Consider the following 21,787-nt stretch of genomic DNA (forward strand, 5'->3'; position numbering starts at 1 on the left):
CGCCGCCCCGTACACTGCCGGCCATGAACTATCGCCACGCCTTCCATGCCGGCAACCATGCCGATGTCCTCAAGCACATCGTGCAGCTGGCCCTCATCGACAGCTTCAAGCGCAAGGACAGCCCGTTCTTCGTGCTCGACACCCACGGCGGTGCCGGCCGTTACCTGCTGGCCAGCGAAGAAAGCCGCAAGACGCTGGAGGCCGAAGCCGGGATCATGCGGCTGATGGCCCAGCCCAAGCTGCCGGAGGTGGTCGAGCGCTACCTGAAGGCGGTGCAGGCCGACAACCCGGTGGGCGCGATGATCACCTACCCCGGCTCGCCGCTGCTCAGTGCCCAGGCCATGCGCGCGCAGGACCGTATGGCGGTGTGCGAACTGCAGGAAGACGAAGCCAATTCGCTGAAGGCCCTGTTCGCCCATGACAGCCGCGTGGGCGTGCACCCCGGCGATGGCTACAGCCAGCTGCGTGCCCTGCTGCCGCCCAAGGTCAACGGCACCAAGATCGGCCGCGGCCTGGTCCTGATCGACCCGCCCTACGAAGCCCAGGACGCCGAATACCAGGCGGTGCTGGCCGCCCTGGCCGAAACCCTGGCACGCTGGCCGCAGGCCACCTGCGCAGTCTGGTTCCCGATCAAGCAGCGCCGCACCATCCTGCATTTCCTGCGCAAGGCCACCGCCCTGCCGGTGAAATCGGCGATGACCATCGAATTCCTGGTGCGCCCGGACGACTCGCCCCTGCGCCTCAACGGCAGTGGCATGCTGCTGCTCAACGCCCCCTGGCAGTTCGACCGGGTGGTCGGCCCGGCCCTGCCCGCGCTGCGCCAGCACTTGGGCGAACCGGGTGCCACCACCCGCCTGGACTGGCTCAAGGCGCCCGAATAGACCACGCGCAAGGCACGCCCAAGCCACGATCAGCCGCCTTCACGAGGCTGTACCCACGTGAGCCTTTCGTTCACGGAATGCAGCCCCGGTGATGCCACAATCGATGGACCACCAAGGAATCACCCGGTATGGCCACTCGCAACCGCATGCCGCCCTGGCATGAGATCTTCAAGGCTCCCAGCGGCCACGAGCTGCTGATCCGCCCCATCCGCCCGGAAGATGGCGCGCCCCTGCAGGCCGCCTTCAGCCTGTTCGGGCCGGAAGAAATCCGTGACCGTTTCCTGCAGTCGGTGACCGAGCTGTCCGCGGACACCACCCAGCGCCTGACCCACCCCAACCCCAAGACCGAAATCACCCTGGTGGCCGCCGAATCGCTGCCCGCCGGTGAGGCCGTGGTGGGGGCGGTGGCCCGCGCCTCGATCATCCCCGGTACCCGCGAAGCCGAGTACGCGATCCTGATCAGCCGCTTCCTGATCGGCCAGGGCCTGGGCCGGCAGCTGATGCGCAAGCTGGTGAAGTGGGGCCGCGGCAAGTACCTGGACCGCCTGTATGGCGACGTGGCTGCCGAGAACGAGCCGATGAAGCAGCTGGCCGCCTCGCTGGGCTTCAAGCCGGTCCCCCACCCCAACGGCGCCGACGGCCTGGTGCGGATGGTGCTGGAGCTGGACAATTAAGGTAGTGCCGGCCGCTGGCCGGCATTCCCCTCGCAGACGTGGCGGCCGCAGGATGCGCACACGGTAGCGACACCCCCTTCTGTTAAGATCGGCGGTCAATGTCGCGTACCTCATATCCCGCCCCGCCGCTGCCGCGCGCCGGCCAGCTCCGCGCCTGGTGGCGCGCCCCTGCCTCACCGACCGCCCTGGCCTGGTACCTGGCCCAGGCCGCGCGCGCGCACGATGCGCCGCTGCTGGTGATCGCCCGTGACAACCACGGCGCCAACCAGCTCGAAGCCGACCTGCATACCCTGATCGGGGGTGACCCGGACCTGCCGGTGGTCGCCTTCCCGGACTGGGAAACCCTGCCCTACGACCGCTTCAGCCCGCACCCGGACATCATCTCCCAGCGCCTGGCCGCCCTGCACCGGCTGCCCTCGCTGAAGCGTGGCCTGGTGGTGGTGCCGGTGCAGACGGTGCTGCAGCAGCTGGCCCCACGCAGCTATGTGATCGGTGGCAGCTTCGACCTGAAGGTCGGCCAGCGCCTGGACCTGGAAGCCGAGAAGCGCCGCCTGGAAAGCGCCGGCTACCGCAACGTGCCGCAGGTGATGGACCCGGGCGACTTCGCCGTGCGCGGTGGCCTGCTGGACGTGTTCCCGATGGGCGCCGACGAGCCGCTGCGGGTGGAACTGCTGGATGAGGACATCGATTCGATCCGTGCGTTCGACCCGGAAAGCCAGCGCTCGCTGGACAAGGTCGACGCCGTGCACATGCTGCCCGGCCGCGAAGTGCCGATGGACGATGCCAGCATCGCGCGCGTGCTGGGCACCCTGCGCGAGCGCTTCGATGTCGATACCCGCCGCAGCTCGCTGTACCAGGATCTGAAGTCCGGCCTGGCACCGGCCGGCATCGAGTATTACCTGCCGTTGTTCTTCGACCGTACCGCCACCCTGTTCGACTACCTGCCCGCCGGCAGCCTGCCGGTGGTGTGCACCGGCGCGGACGAAGCGGCGGTCGCGTTCTGGGCGCAGACCGGCGACCGCTACGAGCAGCGCCGCCACGACGTGGAACGGCCGCTGCTGCCGCCGTCGTCGCTGTACCTGTCGCCTGACCTGCTGCGCGAGCGCCTGAATGATGCGCCGCGCATCGAAGTCTGGTCGCCCGACCACGCACGTATCGCCGATGCGCATGCGCTGGGCGACCAGCCGCTGCCGCCGCTGCCGGTGGCCGCACGCGAAGCACCGGCCGGCGATGCACTGAAATCCTTCCTCGGCCATTACCCGGGCAGGGTGCTGATCGCCGCCGATTCGCCGGGCCGCCGCGAAGCCCTGCTGGAAGTGCTGCAGGCCGCCGAGCTGAAGCCGCCGGTGGCGGTCGATCTGCCCAGCTTCCTCGCCGGCGATGCGCGCTTTGCCATCACGGTGGCGCCGCTGGAAGATGGCTTCGCCCTGGACGAGCCGCGCATCGCGGTGCTGACCGAGCGCCAACTGTTCCCCGAGCGCGCCGGCAGCACCCGCCGCACGCGTCGTGCCGGCCGCGAGCCGGAAGCGATCATCCGCGACCTCGGCGAGCTGACCGAAGGCGCGCCGATCGTGCACGAAGACCATGGCGTGGGCCGCTACCGCGGCCTGATCGCGATGGACGTGGGCGGCATGCCCGGCGAGTTCCTCGAAATCGAATACGCCAAGGGCGACCGGCTGTACGTGCCGGTGGCCCAGCTGCACCTGATCAGCCGCTATTCCGGTGCATCGGCCGAAACCGCGCCGCTGCACTCGCTGGGTGGCGAGCAATGGACCAAGGCCAAGCGCAAGGCCGCCGAAAAAGTGCGCGACGTCGCCGCCGAACTGCTGGAAATCCAGGCCCGCCGCCAGGCGCGTGCCGGCCTGGCCCTGCAGGTGGACCGCGCGATGTACGAACCGTTCGCGGCCGGCTTCCCGTTCGAGGAAACCCCGGACCAGCTGGCCGCCATCGATGCGACCCTGCGCGACCTGGCCAGCAGCCAGCCGATGGACCGCGTGGTCTGCGGCGACGTCGGCTTCGGCAAGACCGAAGTGGCCGTGCGCGCGGCGTTTGCCGCCGCCAGTGCCGGCAAGCAGGTGGCGGTGCTGGTGCCGACCACCCTGCTGGCCGAACAGCATTACCGCAACTTCCGCGACCGCTTCGCCGATTACCCGCTAAAGGTGGAAGTGCTGTCGCGCTTCAAGAGCACCAAGGAAATCAAGGCCGAACTGGAGAAGGTCGCCGCCGGCACCATCGACGTCATCGTCGGTACCCATCGTCTGCTGCAGCCGGACGTGAAGTTCAAGGACCTGGGCATGGTCATCGTCGATGAGGAGCAGCGTTTCGGCGTGCGCCAGAAGGAAGCCCTGAAGGCGCTGCGCGCCAACGTGCACCTGCTCACCCTGACCGCCACGCCGATTCCGCGCACCTTGAACATGGCCATGGCCGGCCTGCGCGACCTGTCGATCATCGCCACTCCGCCGCCGAACCGGCTGGCCGTGCAGACCTTCATCACCCAGTGGGACGACGCGCTGCTGCGCGAAGCCTTCCAGCGCGAGCTGGCACGCGGTGGCCAGCTGTACTTCCTGCACAACGACGTGGAAAGCATCGGCCGCATGCAGCGCGAGCTGTCCGAGCTGGTGCCGGAGGCGCGCATCGGCATCGCCCACGGGCAGATGCCCGAGCGCGAGCTGGAAAAGGTGATGCTGGACTTCCAGAAGCAGCGCTTCAACGTGCTGCTGTCGACCACGATCATCGAATCGGGCATCGACATCCCCAACGCCAACACCATCATCATCAACCGCGCCGACCGCTTCGGCCTGGCCCAGCTGCACCAGCTGCGCGGCCGTGTGGGGCGCTCGCACCACCGCGCCTACGCCTACCTGGTGGCGCCGGACCGCCGCTCGATCACCCCGGATGCGGAAAAGCGCCTGGAAGCGATCGCCTCGATGGACGAACTGGGCGCCGGCTTCACCCTGGCCACCCACGATCTGGAAATCCGCGGTGCCGGCGAACTGCTGGGCGAGGACCAGAGCGGGCAGATGGCCGAAGTGGGCTTCAGCCTCTACACCGAGCTGCTGGAGCGCGCGGTGCGCAGCATCAAGCAGGGCAAGCTGCCCGACCTGGATGCCGGCGAGGAAGTGCGCGGCGCCGAGGTCGAGCTGCATGTGCCGGCACTGATCCCGGAAGACTACCTGCCGGACGTGCACACCCGCCTGACCCTGTACAAGCGCATTTCCAGCGCGCGCGACAGCGATGCGCTGCGCGAGCTGCAGGTGGAGATGATCGACCGCTTCGGCCTGCTGCCGGATGCGGCCAAGCATCTGTTCGCCATTGCCGAACTGAAGCTGCAGGCCAATACGCTGGGCATCCGCAAGCTGGACTTGGGCGAGAACGGCGGCCGCATCGTGTTCGAATCCAAGCCGAACATCGACCCGATGGCGGTCATCCAGCTGATCCAGAAGCAGCCCAACCTGTATGCCATGGAAGGGCCGGACAAGCTGCGCATCAAGCACCCGCTGCCGTTGCCCGAAGACCGCTTCAACGCCGCCCGTGCCCTGTTGCTGACCCTGGCGGTGCGCTGAGTCTGCAGCGCACCACCAATGCCTGTCCGCTGCGGGTGGCGGACAGGCACCGATCCCGTACCTGCGCCCGCGACAAGGAGTGTTGCCATGAATCGATTCGCCCCCCTTCTGCTTGCCACCAGCCTGGGCCTGCTGGCCGCCTGCAACAGCGGCATGAGCAATCGCGATTACCTGTACGAGAATGTCGCCAGCTGGAACAGCATGGTGCATACCGTCGAGCTGTGGACCGATGGCCCGCGCGGCGAAGCCTTCCAGGCTGCGCTGCAGGACGGCAAGAGCCTGGAGCAGTACCGCTTCGGCCTGAAGAATGCGCACCAGGAAGCCACCGACCGTCTGACCCACATCGAACTGCTGACCCACGGCAAGGATGCTGAGCCGCTGCACCAGAACCTGCGTGATTCGGTGCAGAGCACCGCCGCCATGTTCGCAGTGATGGAACAGATCGCCGCCCTGCCCGACGGCTACAGCGAAGCGCAGGTTGCACCGCTGCTGGAACAGCTTGACCAGGCCGTGACGAAGATGGACAAGGACATGCAGGTGCTGAGCGACGCGCAGGATGCGTTCGCCAAGGCCAACCGCGTGCAGCTGCAGGTCAGCGGTTGATCGATTGGCTGCAGCCACCGCCTGCGTGCGACTGAACGCTGCACCGTATGCAGCACTGCGCGTGGTTCAACACGCGCTACGCAATGTGGGTGCGCGCGTTACCCTATGCGCACCCCCACCCCGACCGGGCCCGCTGCTGCGGGCCTTGTTGCTTTCCGCGCCGCCCGCGGCGTTGCCAGACCCATGCTCGAAGCCAATCCCCCAGATCTGCTGCACACCCAGGCCTGCCTGATCGACGCGTTGTCGATGTCGCTGCAGATGCGCGATGCCTATACCCGCCACCACTGCGACCGCGTAGGCCTGCTTGCGCAGCGCCTGGCCGCGCACTGCGACATGGATACCGGGAGCTGCGCGCAGGTTGGCCTGGCCGCGCGCTTCCATGACATCGGCAAGATCGGCATACCCGATGATGTGCTGCTCAGCCCACGCCGGCATACCGACGAAGAGCGCACCATCATGCGCGAGCACCCGGTGCGGGGTGAGCACATCTTCCTGGCCACCGGGCGCAGCGATGCACTGCCGGTGGCCCGGCTGATCCGCGCCCACCACGAAGCCTACGATGGCAGCGGCTACCCCGATGGCCTGCAGGGCGAGGCCATTCCGCTGGGCGCGCGCATCATGACGATTGCCGATGCCTACGATGCGATGACCAGCGCCCGGCCCTACCGCGATGCGATGGAACACGAGACGGTGCTGCGCATTCTCGATGACCAGGCCGGCGGGCTGATCGATCCCTACTTACTGCAGCGCTTCTGCGGCATGCTGGCGCGCGAGCCCGCACTGGCCTGAGCGGCATGCACAGGTAACCGCATCGCCACTCTAGCGGCGCGACCGCAGCGGAATGCCCGCACCCGCGCTGAAGCCGATCCCGCTGAGCAGGCCAAAGAAGCCACCGACCGGGAAGCAGAAGATGAGCCCCCAGCCAAGGTCCATCAGCAGAATGTCGAGGTAGCCCTCTTCCGGCGGCCACTTGGCCCGCACCATCAGCATGATGCCGCCGATCAGCGCAGCACCACAGCAGACCGGGAGCCACCCCAGGCGCCGGCGCCAGCGAAGCAGCCCGATCCAGGGGCCACAGAGCAGCACCGCAAGGACCATCGACACCATGATCTCGTGAAGCGAGGCCCCCAGCACGGCAAGATAGTGTGGGGTTCGGCCGAGCGTGAACACGAACACGACCAGCACCGCCACCAGGCCGATGAACGGCGCGATGGCCCCGAAGATCATCCCCAGCCACAAAGGCCGGCGGTGCCCGCACGCCGGCATCGCGGGCGTCGTCGGGGAAGATGAGGCGTTGTTGGCCTGGTATGGATTGATGCTCATGAACGTCCCTGTCTGCGCGCAGGACACGCGTAGCGCGCGCATCCTAGCGCATCCGCTGCGCCCGATGGCAATCAGGACACGCCAGAACAGGAAGGCCCGGCAATGCCGGGCCTTCCGCTTTCATGCCACCGCGGTGGCCATTACCAGATCACCACGCGCTTGTCGTCGGCGCGCACCATGGCGTCGCCGGCCTTGCACTGGAATGCAGCGGCGTACGACGGCATGTTCGACGGCGCACCGTTGGCACGGAAGTTGGCCGGGGCGTGCGGATCGGTGTTCAGGCGCACGCGCAGCTCGCCATCGGTGAAGTTGCGGCGCCACACGGTGGCCCAGTTCATGAAGAAGCGCTGGTCCTGGCTGTGGCCATCGACTTCGACATTGGCCTTCGGGTCTTCCTTCAGCGCCATCTGCAGCGCGTCGTAGGCCACGGTCAGGCCGCCCAGGTCACCGATGTTCTCGCCCAGGGTCAGCTTGCCCTTCACGAACACGCCCGGCACCGACTCGTAGCCGTCGAACTGTGCGACCAGCTGGTCGGTACGTTCGGTGAAGGCCTTGCGGTCGGCGTCGGTCCACCAGTTGTCGAAGTTGCCATTGGCGGCGAACTGGCTGCCCGAATCATCGTAGCCGTGCATCATCTCGTGGCCGATGACCGCGCCGATGCCACCGTAGTTCAGTGCCGGATCAGCCTTGGCGTCGAAGAACGGCGCCTGCAGGATGGCGGCCGGGAACACGATCTCGTTCTTGGTCGCGTTGTAGTAGGCGTTGACGGTCTGCGGGGTCATGCCCCACTCGGTCTTGTCCACCGGCTTGCCGATCTTGTCCAGCATGTAGCGGTAGTTGAACGCGCGCGCCGCCTGCATGTTGCCCAGGTAGCTGTCGCCGTTGGTCTGCAGGCCCGCCCAGTCACGCCACTTGTCCGGGTAACCGATCTTCGGGGTGAAGCTGGCCCACTTTTCCAGCGCCTTCTTCTTGGTTTCCTCGCCCATCCACGGCAGCTGCTCCAGGCGTGCCTTCAGCGCCTGCGACAGGTTTTCCACCAGGTGCTGCATGGCCACCTTCGATTCGGCCGGGAACACCGCATCGACGTACAGCTGGCCCAGGGCTTCACCCATGCCACCGTTCACCGATTCCAGCACGCGCTTCCAGCGCGGCTGCATTTCCTTCTGGCCACGCAGGGTGGTGCCGTAGAAATCGAAGTTGGCCTTTTCGAAGGTGCTGCTCAGGTACGGCGAGGCATCGTCGATGGTGTGGAAGCGCAGGTAGGCCTGCCAGGTGCTGGCCGGCACGTCGGCCAGCATCTTGTCCATTTCGCCGAAGAAGCCCGGCTGGGCCAGCGAGAACTTCTGCGCGGCCGGCACCTTCAGGGTGTCAAACAGCGCGGTCCAGCTGAAGTTCGGGGTCAGCTTGTCGGCGTCGGCCGCGCTCAGCGGGTTGTAGCGCTTGGCCGGGTCACGCATCTCGATGCGCGACATCGACGCCTTGGCCAGGCGGGTTTCGAAGGCCATCACGGCCTTGGCCTGTTCGGCGGCCTGCGCCGCGTCCATGCCCGACAGGGTCAGCACCTGGGCGATGTAGGCCACGTAGGCGTCACGGATCTTGGCCTGCGATTCGTCGAAGTAGTAGCCCTTCTCCGGCAGGCCCAGGCCGCCCTGGCCCACGTAGGCGATGACGTTGGCCGAATCCTTGTAGTCGGCATTGGCGAACAGCGAGAACAGCACGCCCTTGCCTTCTGCCTGGCTGTCGCGCAGGTACTGGGTGATGGCGGCGGTATCGTTCAGTGCAGCGATCTTGTCCAGCTGCGGCTGCAGCGGGGCCAGGCCGGCGGCCTCGATCTTGGCTTCGTCGTTGCCGGTCTTCCAGATGTCGCCGATCTTGGCTTCCACCGAACCGGCCTTGGCCTGGCTGGCGGCAGCCTGCTCGACCAGCGCGTGCTGCACTTCCAGCGAGCGCTCGCGCAGGATTTCGAAGCTGCCCCAGGTGGTCTGGTCGCCCGGCACCGGGTTGGCCTTCAGCCACTTGCTGTTGACGAAGCCATTGAGGTCGGTACAGGCGGCGATGGACGGATCCAGGTCGGCGCTGTTGAGCGAGATCAGCGCGGTCTTGATCTGCGACTGATCGAAGGCCGGCTTGGCATCGGCGGTGGCAGCCGGCGCGGTTTCATTCTTGCCACAGGCGGCCAGTGAAGCAGCAATGGCGATGGTCAGGCCCAGCGGGACCAGGTTGCGGACGTTCATGAGGCTCTCCTGCGGGTAATTTCACAGGGTAGCCGGGGATGCCCACGGCACGGACCGGCCAAAGGTCACGAGCCCGTAGCGTCGCCAATCCACTGCATGCCGGTATTCTTGTCCTCCCGATCACCGGACCTCGTGCCCATGGACGAAGCTGCGCTGCTGGAGGCCCTCGACACCTGTGAGTATCTGTTCCTGACGGATATTGGCGAACCGGACGCCAACTGTCTGCGACTGGTCATCGACGAGGGACGAGTGACAGGAGAGCCCCGCCGGGTGGATCTCGGTCAGGGACGATCGATCGATTGCGCGCGCGCGATAGGGATAACCTCCGGTTCGCAGCAGTTCGAGCTGGTTTGGGACCACTACATCAGCTATGCCGTGCACAACGAGTCCTACCAGAGCTGGGACGACTCCGAAGCCTGGAGCGGAAACCTGTTCCGCCGCTACAGCCGTTCGAAGTTCCTCGACTATCTGGACCATGCCACCTTCGCTGATAGCCGTTACCCCGGGCCATTCGCGCACTATCAAGTGATATGCCAGGACCACGTCATCGATATTGCTGCATTGCAGCCGCCGAAGATGCGCCTGCTGGGTCCTTCGTAGCGGACAGATGCAGCCACCCATGGGGTGGCTCTACTCGGGTGCGGCAGCGGCCGAGCATGGGCTCGGCTCTACAAAAGGAAAGGCCGGCTTGCGCCGGCCTTGTGCTTTATTTTGCCTTGCCCTGGTTGGCCACGGCTTCAGCGGCCTTGCGGGCGGCTTCCGGGTCGCCCAGGTAGCGGAACGACTTGACGGTCAGGTCGTCGTTCAGTTCGAACAGCAGCGGGATGCCGGTCGGGATGTTCAGCTCGAGGATTTCCTCGCGCGACACGTTGTTGAGGTACTTGTACAGCGCGCGCAGCGAATTGCCATGGGCGGTGACCAGCACGGTCTTGCCTTCCTTCAGCTGCGGCGCGATGGCGTCGTGCCAGTACGGCAGCACGCGGTCGAGCGTGGTCGCCAGCGATTCGGTGCCCGGCAGCGCGTTGCGGTCCAGGCCGGCGTAACGGCGGTCGTGGATCGGGTGGCCCGGGTCTTCCAGGTCCATTGGCGGCGGCGGGATGTCGTACGAACGGCGCCACACCTTGACCTGCTCCTCGCCGTGCTTGGCGGCGGTCTCGGCCTTGTCCAGGCCCTGCAGGCCACCGTAGTGGCGCTCGTTGAGGCGCCAGGACTTGTTCACCGGCAGCCAGTCCTGGCCCAGTTCGGCCAGCGCCCCCTGCAGGGTGTGGATGGCACGCTTGAGCACCGAGGTGTGGGCAACATCGAACTGCAGGCCTTCTTCGCACATCAGGCGGCCGGCATTGGCGGCCTCGCTGCGGCCCTGGTCGGTCAGGTCGACATCGACCCAGCCGGTGAAGCGGTTATCCAGGTTCCACTGGCTCTGGCCATGGCGCAACAGTACGAGTTTACGGGTCACTGCAGGATCTCCAACGCGTGGGTAGGCAGGCGGCCATTGTAGCCCCGGCCGCGCTCACCGCACCGTGGCAGCGCCCATGCCATGCTGTGGGCGATGAATACACCTATCGGCCACACCTTGATCGACCCCGGCCGCTGGGAAGGCAGCGTGGCCGCCGCCCGCGCGCAGCAACTGCAGTTGGCCGGCCGGGTGGAACGGCAGGATCGCCTGGCGGCCGCGCCGCGCTGGCTGGCCGGGCTGGACGTGGGCTTCGAGGACAACGGCGCCATCACCCGCGCCGCCGCCGTGCTGCTCGATGCCAGCACCCTGCAGCCGGTGGCGCAGGAAATCGCGCGCATTCCCACCGTCATGCCCTACATTCCCGGCCTGCTCAGCTTCCGCGAGCTGCCGGCCCTGCTGGTCGCGCTGGCACAGCTGCCGCACACGCCCGACCTGGTATTCGTCGATGGCCACGGCATCAGCCACCCGCGCCGGTTGGGGGTGGCCGCACACCTCGGCGTGGTGACCAACCTGCCCAGCATCGGCGTGGCCAAGTCGAAACTGGTCGGCCGTTTCGAAGAACCCGGCGCCGAAGCCGGCGCACATACGCCGCTGCTGGATGGTGACGAGCAACTGGGCTGGGTCCTGCGCAGCAAGGTCCGCTGCAAGCCATTGTTCGTGGCCGGTGGCCATCGGGTCAGTGCCGATACGGCACTGGCCTGGGTGCAGCGCACGCTGCGCGGTTATCGGCTGCCCGAGCCGACGCGGCTGGCCGATCGACTGGCCTCGCGCCGCGATGAGGGTAGAGCCGAGGGGTAGAGTCGACTGCTAGTCGACTATCGCGCGAAGCGCGGGATTTTCGGGGTTTTCCGCCAAGAGCAGTCGACTAGCAGTCGACTCTACCCAGCCGACGCGACCCGGTCGAAATTCTTTACCGGTGCACGTGGCCATGATGGCCCTGCGCATCATGGTCATGGTCATGATCGTGCTTCACCGGCTGCCCGCACGCTTCGCCGCAATGATCCGCCTCGATCTGCAGGGTCACGTGGTCGATGCCGAACTCTTCGTGCAGGCGTGCACCCAGTTCGCGGCGCAGCGCATCGGCATCGGTGCCATCACGCATCACCACGTGCGCGGTCAGCGCCGGGGTACTCGATGCCAGCGCCCACACATGCAGGTCATGCACATCCAGCACCGCCGCGTGTGCGGACAGGCCGGCACGCACCTTGGCCACGTCGGTGCCCTTGGGCACGCCTTCCAGCAGCACGTTGATGGCTTCGCGCATCAGCACCCAGGTACGCGGCAGCACCCACAGGCCGATCAGCACGGCCAGGATCGGGTCGATCGGCTTCCAGCCGGTCCAGCGGATCAGCAACGCGCCCACGATCACTGCTACCGAGCCAAGCATGTCCGCCCACACTTCCAGGTAAGCGCCCTTCACGTTCAGGCTTTCGCCGCTGCCGGCCTGCAGCAGGCGCATCGAAATGAGGTTGATGACCAGGCCGATCGCCGCGATCACCAGCATGCCGGTCGAGGCGATCTCCTGCGGCTGGCGGAAGCGCGCGATGGCTTCCCAGAGGATGTAGCCCGCAACCACGAACAGCATCGCGCCATTGATCATCGCGCCCAGCGCTTCCAGGCGCGCGTAGCCGTAGGTGCGGCGCGCATCGGGCGGGCGCCGGCTCAGGCGCACGGCCACCAGGGCAATCATCAGGGCCAGGGTATCGGTGGCCATATGCGCGGCATCGGACAGCAGCGCCAGGCTGTTGGTCCAGAACGCACCCACCACTTCCACCACCAGGAAGGTGGTGGTCAGGCCAAGCGCCCACCACAACGGCTTCTCGTGGCGGATTTCCGATGGCAGGTGGTCGTGGTCATGGCCCATGGCAAAGCTCCTGTGCAATGCATGAAGGCTACGCGCGGGCGGCGCGGGAGACTATTACGCTGTTTATAACATTGCAGGCGTGGCCGCCCCGCCAGCGCAGCGGGCAGGCACCCTGCCTGCATCGCGCTTAAACTGCCGGCTCAACCCCCATCAACCGTACGCCCGCGCTGCCGATACCGGTGGTTTGCTGTACGCCGCTGGATACCGACGTGGACACACCCCAACTGGATGAGGCCAGCCAACCGCTGGCCGATGCATGGCAGCACTGCCTGCTGCAGGCCGGCCCTGACGCCACCGCGCTGCTGCGGCAGGTCGCGCAGGATGCACCGCCCGCGCTGGCGCAGCGCTTCTACGACGTGCTGCTGCAGGATGCGCGTGCGCGCCGCTTCCTGTCCCACGAACAGGTGAAGGATCGCCTGCAGCCGGCCATGCAGCGCTGGCTCACCCAGTTGCTGTGCACCGGTGCGGGTGACGTCGCCGCGGCAGTGGCCGCACAGCGGGTGATCGGCGATGTGCATGCGCGCGTGGGCATCCCCGTGGATCTGGTCACCCGCGGCGCGCGCGTGCTCAAGCAGGAACTGTTCGCACGCCTGCGTGGGCTGGCCCACGACAGCGCGACGGCCTTCGCCGCCATCGACTGCCTGAGCGCCACCATGGATATCGCCATGGAAGGCATGACCCTGGCCTACACCCATGCCCGTGAACGCTCTTCGCGCACCGATGCCGCGTACCGGCTGTTCTCGCTGGTGCAGAACGTCAGCACCGAACGCGAACGCCAGCGCGCACTGCTGCTGGATTGGGAAAACACCCTGCTGTACACCCTGGCCGGCCATGCCGGCGATGGCCAGGGTGCCAGCCTGGCCACGTCCGAATTCGGCCTGTGGTTCACCCACAAGGGCGTTCCCAGCTTCGGCGAAAGCAGCGAAACCCAGCAGGTCTGCCAGCTGGTCGCGCGCATCGACCATTGCCTGCAGCGCGCAGGCAGCGATGCCCCCCCTTCCCAGCGCCTGGCCGTGCTGCCACCGGTCCGCGAAGACCTGGCCACCATCCGCAACCTGATGACCCTGTTGTTCGAACGCATCGGCGAACTGGACGCGGGCAGCGATGCGCTGACCAACCTGCTCAACCGGCGCTTCCTGCCGACCGTACTGCGCCGGGAAATCGAACTGGCCACGCGCAACCAGACGCCCTTCTCGTTGCTGCTGCTGGACCTGGACCATTTCAAGGCGATCAACGATGGCCATGGCCACGACGCCGGTGACCGCGCGTTGCAGCACGTGGCCGCCCTGCTGGGGCAGCTGACCCGTGGCAGCGACTACCTGTTCCGCTATGGCGGCGAAGAGTTCGTGGTGGTGCTGGTGGCCGCCAGCGAATCGCAGGCGATGGTGATCGCCGAAAGCCTGCGCCGGCAGATCGCGCAGTCGCCGGTAAGCCTGCCCAACGGCCAGCGGCTGGACCTCAGCGCCAGCATCGGCGTGGCCGGCCACGATGGCCACCCCGATTACGAACGGCTGATGGCACGCGCCGATGCCGCGATGTACGCCGCCAAGCGCGGTGGCCGCAACCGCGTGGTGCTGGCCGATGCCTCCCTGCCGGAAGCCCCCGGCCGGCGCGCCCTGCAGCGCTGACCCGGGCGCGCCGCGGCTAGGGCGAACCGGCGCAGCATGCCGGGGCGACGCGTGGCCGGGCGCGAAGCTGCGCCCACCACAGCAGTGCCAGCAGCGCGGTCGCTGCGCCCAGCGTGCATACCGCCGCCCAGCCATGCCGGGCCTGCATCCAGGTGCCGGCCGCTGCGCCGGCGCCGCTGCCCACGGCATAGAACAGCATGTACAACGCCACCAGGCGCCCATGCTGTTCGATCGGTGCGCGCAACAGCAGCGCCTGGTTGGACACATGCAGCGCCTGCCCGCCCAGGTCGAGCAGCACCACGCCCAGCACCAGCAGGGCCAGCGAATGCGGCAGGCCCAGCAGCGGCCACCACGCGACGAGCATCAGCAGCAGTGCGGCAAGACTGACCCGGTGCGCATGCCCACGGTCCATCCAGTGCCCGACCTGCGCGGCCAGCAGCGCACCGACCACCCCGGCCAGGCCCAGCGCACCGATCGCCGCGGTGGACCAGCGCAGCGGCGGCGCCGACAACGGCAGCGGCACCGCCGCCCAGAACACGTTCAGGCCGGCGAACAGCAGCAGGGCCAACGGCCCGCGTTCGCGCAGGGTGCCGTTGTCGCGCAGCATCGCCAGCATCGACCCCAGCAACACACGCCAGCGCGGTGGCACGGCGGGCACCGGCAGGGCCGGCAACCGCCGCCACAACAGCAGCGCCAGCGCCGCCATCACCACGGCCGACAACAGATAGACCGCACGCCAGCCGGCCAGCGCCGCAACGCTGCCGGACACCACGCGCGCCGACAGCAGGCCGATGAACACCCCACCCTGCACGGCTCCCACCCGACGCCCACGCTCGGCCGGTTCGGCCAGATGGGCGGCATAGGCGATCAATCCCTGGGTCAGCGCCGTGCCCAGCAGGCCTGCCAGCACCATGCCCGACAGCAGCCACGCAGGCGTCTGCGCCATGGCCAGCCCAGCCAGCACGGCCACCAGTGCCAGCAACTGGATGCGCAGCAGGCGGCGTCGGTCACCACGGTCGGCCAACGGCAACAGGCCCAGCAGGGCCAGCACGCTGCCGATCTGGGTGGCGGCCACGGCAGCACCCGCCGCCGCCGCATCCAGTCCGAAGTCCCGCGCCAGTTGTTCCAGCAGAGGCTGCGCGTAGTAGACATTGGCCACGCTGGCCCCGGCGGCTACCGCCAGCAGCGCGAACAGGGAACGGGAAGGAAGGAGTGTCACCATGCACCAGGGATGTGTGGTTTCAATTTGAAACTTGATGCACCGTAGCGCCACTGGTTTTAAACTGCAACCACATTCCCACCGGTGCCCGCCATGCATGCCGACAGCCCCTGCCCCGTAGCCCGCAGCGCCGACCTGCTGGGCGACCGCTGGGCCTTGCTGGTCATCCGCGATGCGTTTGATGGCATCAGCCGCTTCGGCGATTTCCAGCGCAGCCTGGGCGCGGCCCGCAACATCCTCAGTGACCGGCTGCGCCGCTTGGTCGACGCCGGTCTGCTGGTGCAAGAGCCTGCCGCCGACGGCAGTGCCTACCAGGACTACGTGCTGACCGCCGCCGGTCGCGACCTTTTCCCGCTGCTGGTGGCGCTGCGCCAGTGGGGCGAACGCCACTGCTTCGGCCCCGGTGAGGCGCATTCCACCCTGGTCGAGCGTGGCAGCGGCGCCGCCCTGCCCTACATGCAGCCGCTGGACGCAGGCGGGCACGCCGTCGACGCCGGGCAGACCGTGGTCCGCAAGCTCTGACGCTTCTGCGGGCGCCTCCCCCGAATGGGGGACTCGACAGCGCCACCGGTGTCAAATAGCATTCAATCGCAATTGCATTCGATTCCTATTGACATCGGCGATGGCCGCACCCTCTTCTTCCTCCCCCGCCGGCACCCCGGCGGCCAAGCGCGTGGCCCGCGGTAGCGGCCATGCCCTGCTCTGGGCACGTGGCGGTCTGGCCCTGCTGGGCGGCTACGCCGTCGCCGCGTGCTGGGCGGCGGCACTGGCCCGTCTGCTGCCAGGCGCCACCGCCGATGCCACCCTGGTCGCGACCATGGCCGCCTTCTTGGTCTACGCCCTGGCCGCCATCTGGGCCTACGCTGCACGCAGCACCCTGCGCGCCACCCTCGGCCTGCTGCTTGTCGGCGGCGTGGGCGCGCTGCTGGCCTGGCTGCTGCGCGGGGGCGTGGCATGAGCAACCTCGGTGGCTTTCGCCAATCGCAGTCGGTGCTGCATACCTGGTCGGGCCTGGTGGTCGGCTGGGTCCTGTTCCTGATCTTCATCGCCGGCACCGCCGCCTACTGGAAGGAAGAGCTGACCCGCTGGATGCAGCCGGAAATCGGCCTGCCCGCCGACAGCGCCACTGCGGTCACCCAGGCCCAGCAGTTCCTCGCCCGCACCGCGCCCGATGCACAGCGCTGGAGCATCGAACTGCCTGATTCGCGCAGCACCGCCACCACGGTCAGCTGGCAGCCGCCGGGCGAGAAGGAACGCCGCCGTGGCCAGCGCAATCCCAACCAGGCCACGCTGGATGCCGACGGCAACCCGGTGCAGGTGCGCGAGACGCGTGGCGGCAACTTCTTCTACCGCCTGCACTTCGATCTGCACTACGTGCCGGTGCTGTGGGCGCGCTGGTTCATCAGCGCCTGTTCGATGTTGATGCTGGTCGCGCTGATCAGCGGGGTCATCACCCACAAGAAGATCTTCACCGACTTCTTCACCTTCCGCCGCGGCAAGGGCCAGCGCAGCTGGCTGGATGGCCACAACGCGTTGGCCGTGCTGTCGCTGCCGTTCCATCTGATGATCACCTACACCGGCCTGATCACCCTGATGACGCTGTACATGCCGTGGGCGGTGGATGCCAACTACCCCGGCGGGCGCGACGCGTTCTTCGCCGAACTGTTCCCGCGCGCGGAAAAGGTCGAGGCCAGCGGCGTGGCCGCCACGCCACCGGCACTGGACGCGGTGCTGCGCCGTGCCGATCTGCAATGGGGGGGCGGCCATGCCGCATCGCTGCAGATCGACAACCCGGGTGATGCGGCTATGCGCATCAACATACGCCGGCAGCAGGGCGACCAGATCGCCGGTGCCGCCGATGCGCTCAGCTTCGATGCACAGGGCGAACTGCTGGACGCCGCTGCGCCACGCTCGGCTGCGGTCATTACCCGCGACGGCATGATCGGCCTGCATGCGGCACGCTTTGCGCCCACCTTCATGCGCTGGCTGTTCTTCCTGTCCGGCGTGGCCGGCACCCTGATGGTCGCCACCGGCCTGGTGCTGTGGACCGTGAAGCGGCGCACGCAGCTGCCCGATCCAGCGCGCCCGCACCTCGGCTTCCGCATTGTCGAACGCCTGAACATCGGCTTCGTCACCGGCCTGCCGGTGGCGATGCTGGCTTTCCTATGGGGCAACCGCCTGCTGCCGCTGGACGTGGCCAACCGCAGCGATGGCGAAGTGAAGGTGTTCTTCTACGCCTGGGCCGCCTGCGTGCTGCACGCCCTGCTGCGCGCACCGCGCCGTGGCTGGGTGGAACAGCTCGCACTGGCCGGCGTGCTGGCACTGGGCCTGCCGCTGTACAACCTGGTGGTCTGGCACGGCGGCGCGGTCACCGCGCTGGCCGTGGGCGATGGCGCCAAGGCCGGCATCGATATCGGCCTGCTGCTGATCGGGGCCAGCCTGTTGTGGGCGGCGCGCAAGGTGCATCGCTTCGTGCCGGCGCAGCGCAAGCCGCGTACCGCGCGTGCCAGCAGCCCGGCCGAGGCACGCGCATGAGCGTGCTTGCCGTGCTGCTGGCCGCAGCTGCCTTCGCCTGCCTGGCCATGGCCATGGACCGCCACCACCGCGATGTGGCCGGCCAAGCGCCGCCTGTGGCGCGCCGCCGCCTGCTGCAGGGCCTGGGCGTGCTGGGGCTGGCCGCCAGCCTGCTGGCCAGCCTCGCCGCCTGGGGCATTGCCATGGGCTTCGTTGGCTGGTGCGGCGTACTCGCCGCCGGTGCCGGCGCCATGCTGCTCTGGCTCAGTTTCCGCAGCCCGGCCAAGCCGGCGCCACGCCCGTCTTCCCGTTCCTGACCTAGAAACCGAGGTTCCATCATGAAGCAGCCTTCCTCTGGCGCCCTGCGCCGGAACGCCCTTGCCATGTCGCTTGCCTGCGCCGCCGCGCCGGCCTTCGCCCAGGACAGTGCCCCGACCACCACCGAACTGGATCGGGTGATGGTCACCCAGCGCACCGAGGGCTACCAGGTGTACGGCACCAACACCGCCACCAAGCTGCCGCTGACCCTGCGTGAAACCCCGCAGTCGCTGACCGTGTTCACCCGCCAGCGCATCGAGGATTTCAACCTCATCACCATTTCCGAAGTGCTGCAGCAGACCCCGGGCGTCACCATCCAGTCCTACGACAGCAACCGCACGCTGTTCAACGCGCGTGGCTTTGCCATCAACAACTTCATGTTCGATGGCATTCCCACCAACTACACCACCGGTGCCGGCGGCAACTCTATCCTCAGCGATACCTCCATCTACGAGCGGATCGAAGTGGTGCGCGGCGCCAGCGGCCTGGTCACCGGTTCGGGCAATCCGTCGGCCACGGTGAACATGGTGCGCAAGCGCCCGACCGAAACCTTCCAGGCCAGCACCAGCCTCAGTGCCGGTTCGTGGGATTACAAGCGCGCCGAAGTGGATGTGTCCGGCCCGCTCAGCAAGGGCGGCCGCGTGCGTGGCCGCTTCGTCGGCGCCTACACCGACAAGGAAAGCTGGGTGCGCTTCCAGCACGATAAATCGCCCAGCCTGTATGGCGTGATCGAAGCCGACCTGACCGACAGTACCCGCCTGCGCGCCGGCATCGACTATCTGAAGACCGGCTCCGATGGCGGCGCATGGAGCGCTTCGCCGCTGTACTTCCGCGACGGCACCCGCGCGCACATGCCGCATTCCTACAGCGCTGCGGCGCGCTGGAACGAGTGGAACCGCGAAAGCACCAACTACTTCGCCACCCTGGAACAGCAGCTTGGCGCCGGCTGGAGCGGCCGCCTGGCCTACAACCACCGCGCCACCGACACCGACTCGCTGCTGATGGCCGGCTCCAACACCGGCAACTGGGCCAATGCGACCACCGGGCTCGGCCTGCGCATTGCCGATACCTATTCGGTATCCGAGACGCGCGAAGATGCGTTCGACCTGTATGCCTCCGGCCCGTTCCAGCTGTTCGGCCGTTCGCATGAACTGGTGGTGGGCATCAACCACTACGACCGCGACCTGGACACGATCCGCGCCGGCATCACCTCGCGCCCGTACAACGTCAATGCCTTCCCCAGCATCTACGAGTGGGACGGCAACATCGGCAAGCCCACCACCTTCAACTACGGCATTCCGTCGAACACGGTGAACACCACCGAGACCGGCTACTACGCTGCCGTGCGCCTGAACCCGATCGATCCGCTGAAGATCATTGCCGGTGCGCGCTATTCCGACTACCGCACCACCACCGACAACTACGACGTCAACGGGGTATTCACCAGCCGCAGCGCGCGCACCACCGCGCACGAGCTGACCCCGTACGTGGGGGTGCTGTACGACCTCAGCAGCAGCATCACCGCCTTCGCCAGCTACTCGGACGTTTTCCAGGCCACCGCGCGCCGCGACATCAACAACCAGCTGCTGGACCCCACCACCGGCGGCAACTACGAGTACGGCCTGAAGGGTGAATTCTTCGGCGGCCGCCTGTACACCTCGTTGAACGGCTTCTACATGAAGCAGGACAACGTGGCCGAACTGGACCCCAACGGTGGCGAGATCAAGCTGCCCGATGGCAGTTCGCCCTACATCGCCAGCAAAGGCATCACCACCCAGGGCGGCGAGTTTGAAGTGTCCGGCTCCATCACCGACCACTGGAGCATGACCGGCGGCTATACCTACAGCTACAGCAGCAACCCTGACGGCAGCCGCTTCGCCAGCACCAGCCCGATGCACCTGGCGCGCTTCAACACCACCTACAGCCACGGCGCATGGACCGTGGGTGGTGGCTTCAGCGTGCAGAGCGAGATCTACCAGATGCAGCCGATTCCCACCGGGCGCTTCAATGCCAACGGCACCCCGGTCACCGCCACCGGCAAGATGAGCCAGGGCGGCTACGTGCTGTTCGACCTGATGGGCCGCTACCGCATCAACGACAACCTGAGCGTGGGCGTGACGGTCACCAACCTGTTCGACAAGGTCTACTACCGCAACGTCGGCTTCTTCAATTCCGGCTACTGGGGCGAGCCGCGCCGCGTGTTGTTCAATCTGCGCGCGAAGTTCTGATCCACACCTTGCGGCGCCGGGCACCCGATTCCGCACAGTGACCCCCACCTTCGGCGCATGCTGCCGGGGCGGACAACGGCGTAGCATCACCGGCGGGCCTTCAGGCCCGCCTTTTTGTTGCCCGTCGAGGAACCGCCCATGCTGCACCGCCGCCTGCTCCGCCCCGCCCTGCTGCTGTTGCCGCTGGCCCTGTTGGCCACGCCATCACTGCAGGCACGCGAGGTGGCCACGCCGGCCGAGCATGTCGACGCCGATGGCCCGTATGTCTTCCGCATCGGCGACCAGCTGCGGGCCACGTGGATCTGTGGCGACCAGGTGCAGATGCGCACCCTGCCGGCCGATGCGAATGGCACCGACTTCACTCCTCAGTGTGGTTACGGCCACAACGTGCATGTGCTGCCGCCGGTGGCGCCGTCGGTGTCGGTGCTGCCCGCCACCCCGCGCATCGTCGCGGTGTCCGACATCCATGGCCAGTACGGCCTGCTGGTAAGGCTGCTGCGCGCCAACCAGGTGATCGATGCGCGGGATCGCTGGGCCCTGGGCAAGGACACCCTGGTCATCGCCGGCGATGTATTCGATCGCGGCCCGCAGGTGACCGAAGCGTTCTGGCTGCTGTACGGGCTGCAGCAGCAGGCCGCTGCGGCCGGCGGCGCAGTGCACTTCGTGCTGGGCAACCACGAAACCATGGTGCTCTACGACGACCTGCGCTACGTCAACCCGAAATACCTGCGCAGCGCCCAGCTGCTGGGCCGCAGCTACCCGCAGCTGTACGCCGCCGATTCGGTGATCGGCCAATGGCTGCGCACCCGCCCGGTGCTGCTGAAGATCGGCGACACCCTGTTCCTGCATGGCGGCATTTCGCCCGAGGCGGTGCAGCTGGCGCTGGACCCGGCCGCCACCAATGCGGCCTACCAGGCCTCGCTGGGCACGCCCAAGGCGGAGGTGAAGGCCGACCCGGCCACCGCACCGCTGTATGACGGCAAGACCAGCCCGATCTGGTACCGCGGCTACTTCGACGGGCGGCTGGACAGCGACGGCGTGCAGGCCGTGCTGGACCGCCTGCAGCTCAAGCGCATCGTGGTCGGCCATACCTCGATGCCGCACGTGAGCCGCTTCCATGGCGGGCGCGTGATCGCCATCGACAGCAGCATCAAGAACGGCGAGAACGGCGAACTGCTGTTCATCGAGGGTGGCAGGCTCAGCCGCGGCCTGCTGGACGGCTCGCGGGTACCGCTGGCCGACGGCGTACCCGGCCTGCAGGACTGAACGCCGGGCCAGCGGG

At 67.5% G+C, this 21,787-nt stretch carries 19 protein-coding genes; 14 read left to right on the forward strand and 5 right to left on the reverse strand.

Features of this window, described 5'->3' with window-relative positions; translation table 11 throughout:
* Positions 1-23: 23 nt before the first annotated feature.
* From ACM2ZB_RS08260 to ACM2ZB_RS08280, 5 genes are all read left to right on the forward strand, one after another.
* Complete coding sequence (locus tag ACM2ZB_RS08260) at positions 24-881, forward strand: 23S rRNA (adenine(2030)-N(6))-methyltransferase RlmJ (RefSeq protein ID WP_416058114.1); 858 nt, start codon at positions 24-26, stop codon at positions 879-881.
* 128 nt (positions 882-1,009) lie between these two features.
* On the forward strand, positions 1,010-1,555 hold the full coding sequence (locus tag ACM2ZB_RS08265; RefSeq protein ID WP_108768252.1) for a GNAT family N-acetyltransferase: 546 nt from the start codon (positions 1,010-1,012) through the stop codon (positions 1,553-1,555).
* 98 nt (positions 1,556-1,653) lie between these two features.
* The gene (gene mfd, locus ACM2ZB_RS08270; protein WP_416058115.1) at positions 1,654-5,118 is read left to right on the forward strand and encodes a transcription-repair coupling factor; all 3,465 of its coding nucleotides are present in this window, start codon (positions 1,654-1,656) and stop codon (positions 5,116-5,118) included.
* Positions 5,119-5,205: 87 nt separating this feature from the next.
* Entirely contained in the window at positions 5,206-5,721 is a 516-nt protein-coding gene (locus ACM2ZB_RS08275) for a hypothetical protein (RefSeq protein ID WP_313435558.1), read from the forward strand.
* A 183-nt stretch (positions 5,722-5,904) separates the two neighbouring features.
* Positions 5,905-6,510, forward strand: a complete 606-nt coding sequence (locus ACM2ZB_RS08280; RefSeq protein ID WP_416058116.1) for an HD-GYP domain-containing protein — start codon at positions 5,905-5,907, stop codon at positions 6,508-6,510.
* 30 nt (positions 6,511-6,540) lie between these two features.
* On the opposite strand, the gene ACM2ZB_RS08285 is transcribed toward ACM2ZB_RS08280, so the two are convergent.
* Positions 6,541-7,044 carry a hypothetical protein gene (locus ACM2ZB_RS08285; RefSeq protein WP_416058117.1) on the reverse strand — a complete coding sequence of 168 codons (504 nt, stop codon included), beginning with the start codon at positions 7,042-7,044 and terminating at the stop codon, positions 6,541-6,543.
* Between the two features lie 140 nt (positions 7,045-7,184).
* Positions 7,185-9,278, reverse strand: a complete 2,094-nt coding sequence (locus ACM2ZB_RS08290; protein WP_416058118.1) for a M13 family metallopeptidase — start codon at positions 9,276-9,278, stop codon at positions 7,185-7,187.
* 138 nt (positions 9,279-9,416) lie between these two features.
* Between ACM2ZB_RS08290 and ACM2ZB_RS08295 the strand changes: the two genes are divergently transcribed.
* Positions 9,417-9,878, forward strand: coding sequence for a hypothetical protein (locus ACM2ZB_RS08295; protein ID WP_416058119.1), 462 nt, complete (start codon positions 9,417-9,419; stop codon positions 9,876-9,878).
* A 106-nt stretch (positions 9,879-9,984) separates the two neighbouring features.
* Here the strand turns inward: ACM2ZB_RS08295 and gpmA are convergent, their stop codons facing one another.
* On the reverse strand, positions 9,985-10,734 hold the full coding sequence (gene gpmA / locus ACM2ZB_RS08300) for a 2,3-diphosphoglycerate-dependent phosphoglycerate mutase (protein WP_416058120.1): 750 nt from the start codon (positions 10,732-10,734) through the stop codon (positions 9,985-9,987).
* A gap of 93 nt (positions 10,735-10,827) precedes the next feature.
* On the opposite strand from gpmA, the gene nfi reads away from it, so the two are divergent.
* Positions 10,828-11,532, forward strand: a complete 705-nt coding sequence (nfi, locus tag ACM2ZB_RS08305) for a deoxyribonuclease V (protein ID WP_416058121.1) — start codon at positions 10,828-10,830, stop codon at positions 11,530-11,532.
* A gap of 112 nt (positions 11,533-11,644) precedes the next feature.
* Here nfi and ACM2ZB_RS08310 read toward each other — a convergent pair whose 3' ends face one another.
* On the reverse strand, positions 11,645-12,598 hold the full coding sequence (locus tag ACM2ZB_RS08310) for a cation diffusion facilitator family transporter (protein ID WP_416058122.1): 954 nt from the start codon (positions 12,596-12,598) through the stop codon (positions 11,645-11,647).
* Between the two features lie 209 nt (positions 12,599-12,807).
* Here ACM2ZB_RS08310 and ACM2ZB_RS08315 point away from each other — a divergent pair, with 209 nt between their 5' ends.
* Positions 12,808-14,226 carry a GGDEF domain-containing protein gene (locus tag ACM2ZB_RS08315; RefSeq protein ID WP_416058123.1) on the forward strand — a complete coding sequence of 473 codons (1,419 nt, stop codon included), beginning with the start codon at positions 12,808-12,810 and terminating at the stop codon, positions 14,224-14,226.
* Positions 14,227-14,242: 16 nt separating this feature from the next.
* Here ACM2ZB_RS08315 and ACM2ZB_RS08320 read toward each other — a convergent pair whose 3' ends face one another.
* Positions 14,243-15,445 (reverse strand): MFS transporter, encoded by a 1,203-nt coding sequence (locus ACM2ZB_RS08320; protein WP_416058124.1) that lies wholly within the window; start codon positions 15,443-15,445, stop codon positions 14,243-14,245.
* Between the two features lie 93 nt (positions 15,446-15,538).
* Here ACM2ZB_RS08320 and ACM2ZB_RS08325 point away from each other — a divergent pair, with 93 nt between their 5' ends.
* The 6 genes from ACM2ZB_RS08325 (at position 15,539) to ACM2ZB_RS08350 (ending at position 21,771) form a co-directional block, all read left to right on the forward strand.
* Complete coding sequence (locus tag ACM2ZB_RS08325; protein ID WP_416058125.1) at positions 15,539-15,967, forward strand: winged helix-turn-helix transcriptional regulator; 429 nt, start codon at positions 15,539-15,541, stop codon at positions 15,965-15,967.
* A gap of 100 nt (positions 15,968-16,067) precedes the next feature.
* Entirely contained in the window at positions 16,068-16,403 is a 336-nt protein-coding gene (locus tag ACM2ZB_RS08330; RefSeq protein WP_416058126.1) for a hypothetical protein, read from the forward strand.
* Entirely contained in the window at positions 16,400-17,980 is a 1,581-nt protein-coding gene (locus ACM2ZB_RS08335) for a PepSY-associated TM helix domain-containing protein (protein ID WP_416058127.1), read from the forward strand. The genes ACM2ZB_RS08330 and ACM2ZB_RS08335 overlap by 4 nt, the downstream gene beginning before the upstream one ends.
* Positions 17,977-18,276 carry a DUF3325 domain-containing protein gene (locus tag ACM2ZB_RS08340; RefSeq protein WP_416058128.1) on the forward strand — a complete coding sequence of 100 codons (300 nt, stop codon included), beginning with the start codon at positions 17,977-17,979 and terminating at the stop codon, positions 18,274-18,276. The genes ACM2ZB_RS08335 and ACM2ZB_RS08340 overlap by 4 nt, the downstream gene beginning before the upstream one ends.
* Before the next feature lie 66 nt (positions 18,277-18,342).
* Entirely contained in the window at positions 18,343-20,505 is a 2,163-nt protein-coding gene (locus tag ACM2ZB_RS08345) for a TonB-dependent siderophore receptor (protein WP_416058129.1), read from the forward strand.
* 138 nt (positions 20,506-20,643) lie between these two features.
* Positions 20,644-21,771, forward strand: a complete 1,128-nt coding sequence (locus tag ACM2ZB_RS08350) for a metallophosphoesterase (RefSeq protein ID WP_416058130.1) — start codon at positions 20,644-20,646, stop codon at positions 21,769-21,771.
* The last annotated feature ends 16 nt before the right edge of the window (positions 21,772-21,787 follow it).

Origin of the sequence: Stenotrophomonas maltophilia (genome assembly GCF_047782825.1) — a bacterium.
Taxonomy (GTDB): domain Bacteria; phylum Pseudomonadota; class Gammaproteobacteria; order Xanthomonadales; family Xanthomonadaceae; genus Stenotrophomonas.

Bases quoted from the DNA above. Each gene is read 5' to 3' on its own strand.
- ACM2ZB_RS08350 (WP_416058130.1), top strand. From the start codon at position 20,644: ATGCTGCACCGCCGCCTGCTCCGCCCCGCCCTGCTGCTGTTGCCGCTG.
- ACM2ZB_RS08285 (WP_416058117.1), bottom strand. From the start codon at position 7,044: ATGAGCATCAATCCATACCAGGCCAACAACGCCTCATCTTCCCCGACG.
- nfi (WP_416058121.1), top strand. From the start codon at position 10,828: ATGAATACACCTATCGGCCACACCTTGATCGACCCCGGCCGCTGGGAA.
- ACM2ZB_RS08275 (WP_313435558.1), top strand. From the start codon at position 5,206: ATGAATCGATTCGCCCCCCTTCTGCTTGCCACCAGCCTGGGCCTGCTG.
- ACM2ZB_RS08330 (WP_416058126.1), top strand. From the start codon at position 16,068: ATGGCCGCACCCTCTTCTTCCTCCCCCGCCGGCACCCCGGCGGCCAAG.
- ACM2ZB_RS08260 (WP_416058114.1), top strand. From the start codon at position 24: ATGAACTATCGCCACGCCTTCCATGCCGGCAACCATGCCGATGTCCTC.
- ACM2ZB_RS08335 (WP_416058127.1), top strand. From the start codon at position 16,400: ATGAGCAACCTCGGTGGCTTTCGCCAATCGCAGTCGGTGCTGCATACC.
- ACM2ZB_RS08290 (WP_416058118.1), bottom strand. From the start codon at position 9,278: ATGAACGTCCGCAACCTGGTCCCGCTGGGCCTGACCATCGCCATTGCT.
- ACM2ZB_RS08295 (WP_416058119.1), top strand. From the start codon at position 9,417: ATGGACGAAGCTGCGCTGCTGGAGGCCCTCGACACCTGTGAGTATCTG.
- ACM2ZB_RS08265 (WP_108768252.1), top strand. From the start codon at position 1,010: ATGGCCACTCGCAACCGCATGCCGCCCTGGCATGAGATCTTCAAGGCT.
- mfd (WP_416058115.1), top strand. From the start codon at position 1,654: ATGTCGCGTACCTCATATCCCGCCCCGCCGCTGCCGCGCGCCGGCCAG.
- ACM2ZB_RS08340 (WP_416058128.1), top strand. From the start codon at position 17,977: ATGAGCGTGCTTGCCGTGCTGCTGGCCGCAGCTGCCTTCGCCTGCCTG.
- ACM2ZB_RS08345 (WP_416058129.1), top strand. From the start codon at position 18,343: ATGTCGCTTGCCTGCGCCGCCGCGCCGGCCTTCGCCCAGGACAGTGCC.
- ACM2ZB_RS08325 (WP_416058125.1), top strand. From the start codon at position 15,539: ATGCATGCCGACAGCCCCTGCCCCGTAGCCCGCAGCGCCGACCTGCTG.
- ACM2ZB_RS08280 (WP_416058116.1), top strand. From the start codon at position 5,905: ATGCTCGAAGCCAATCCCCCAGATCTGCTGCACACCCAGGCCTGCCTG.
- ACM2ZB_RS08310 (WP_416058122.1), bottom strand. From the start codon at position 12,598: ATGGGCCATGACCACGACCACCTGCCATCGGAAATCCGCCACGAGAAG.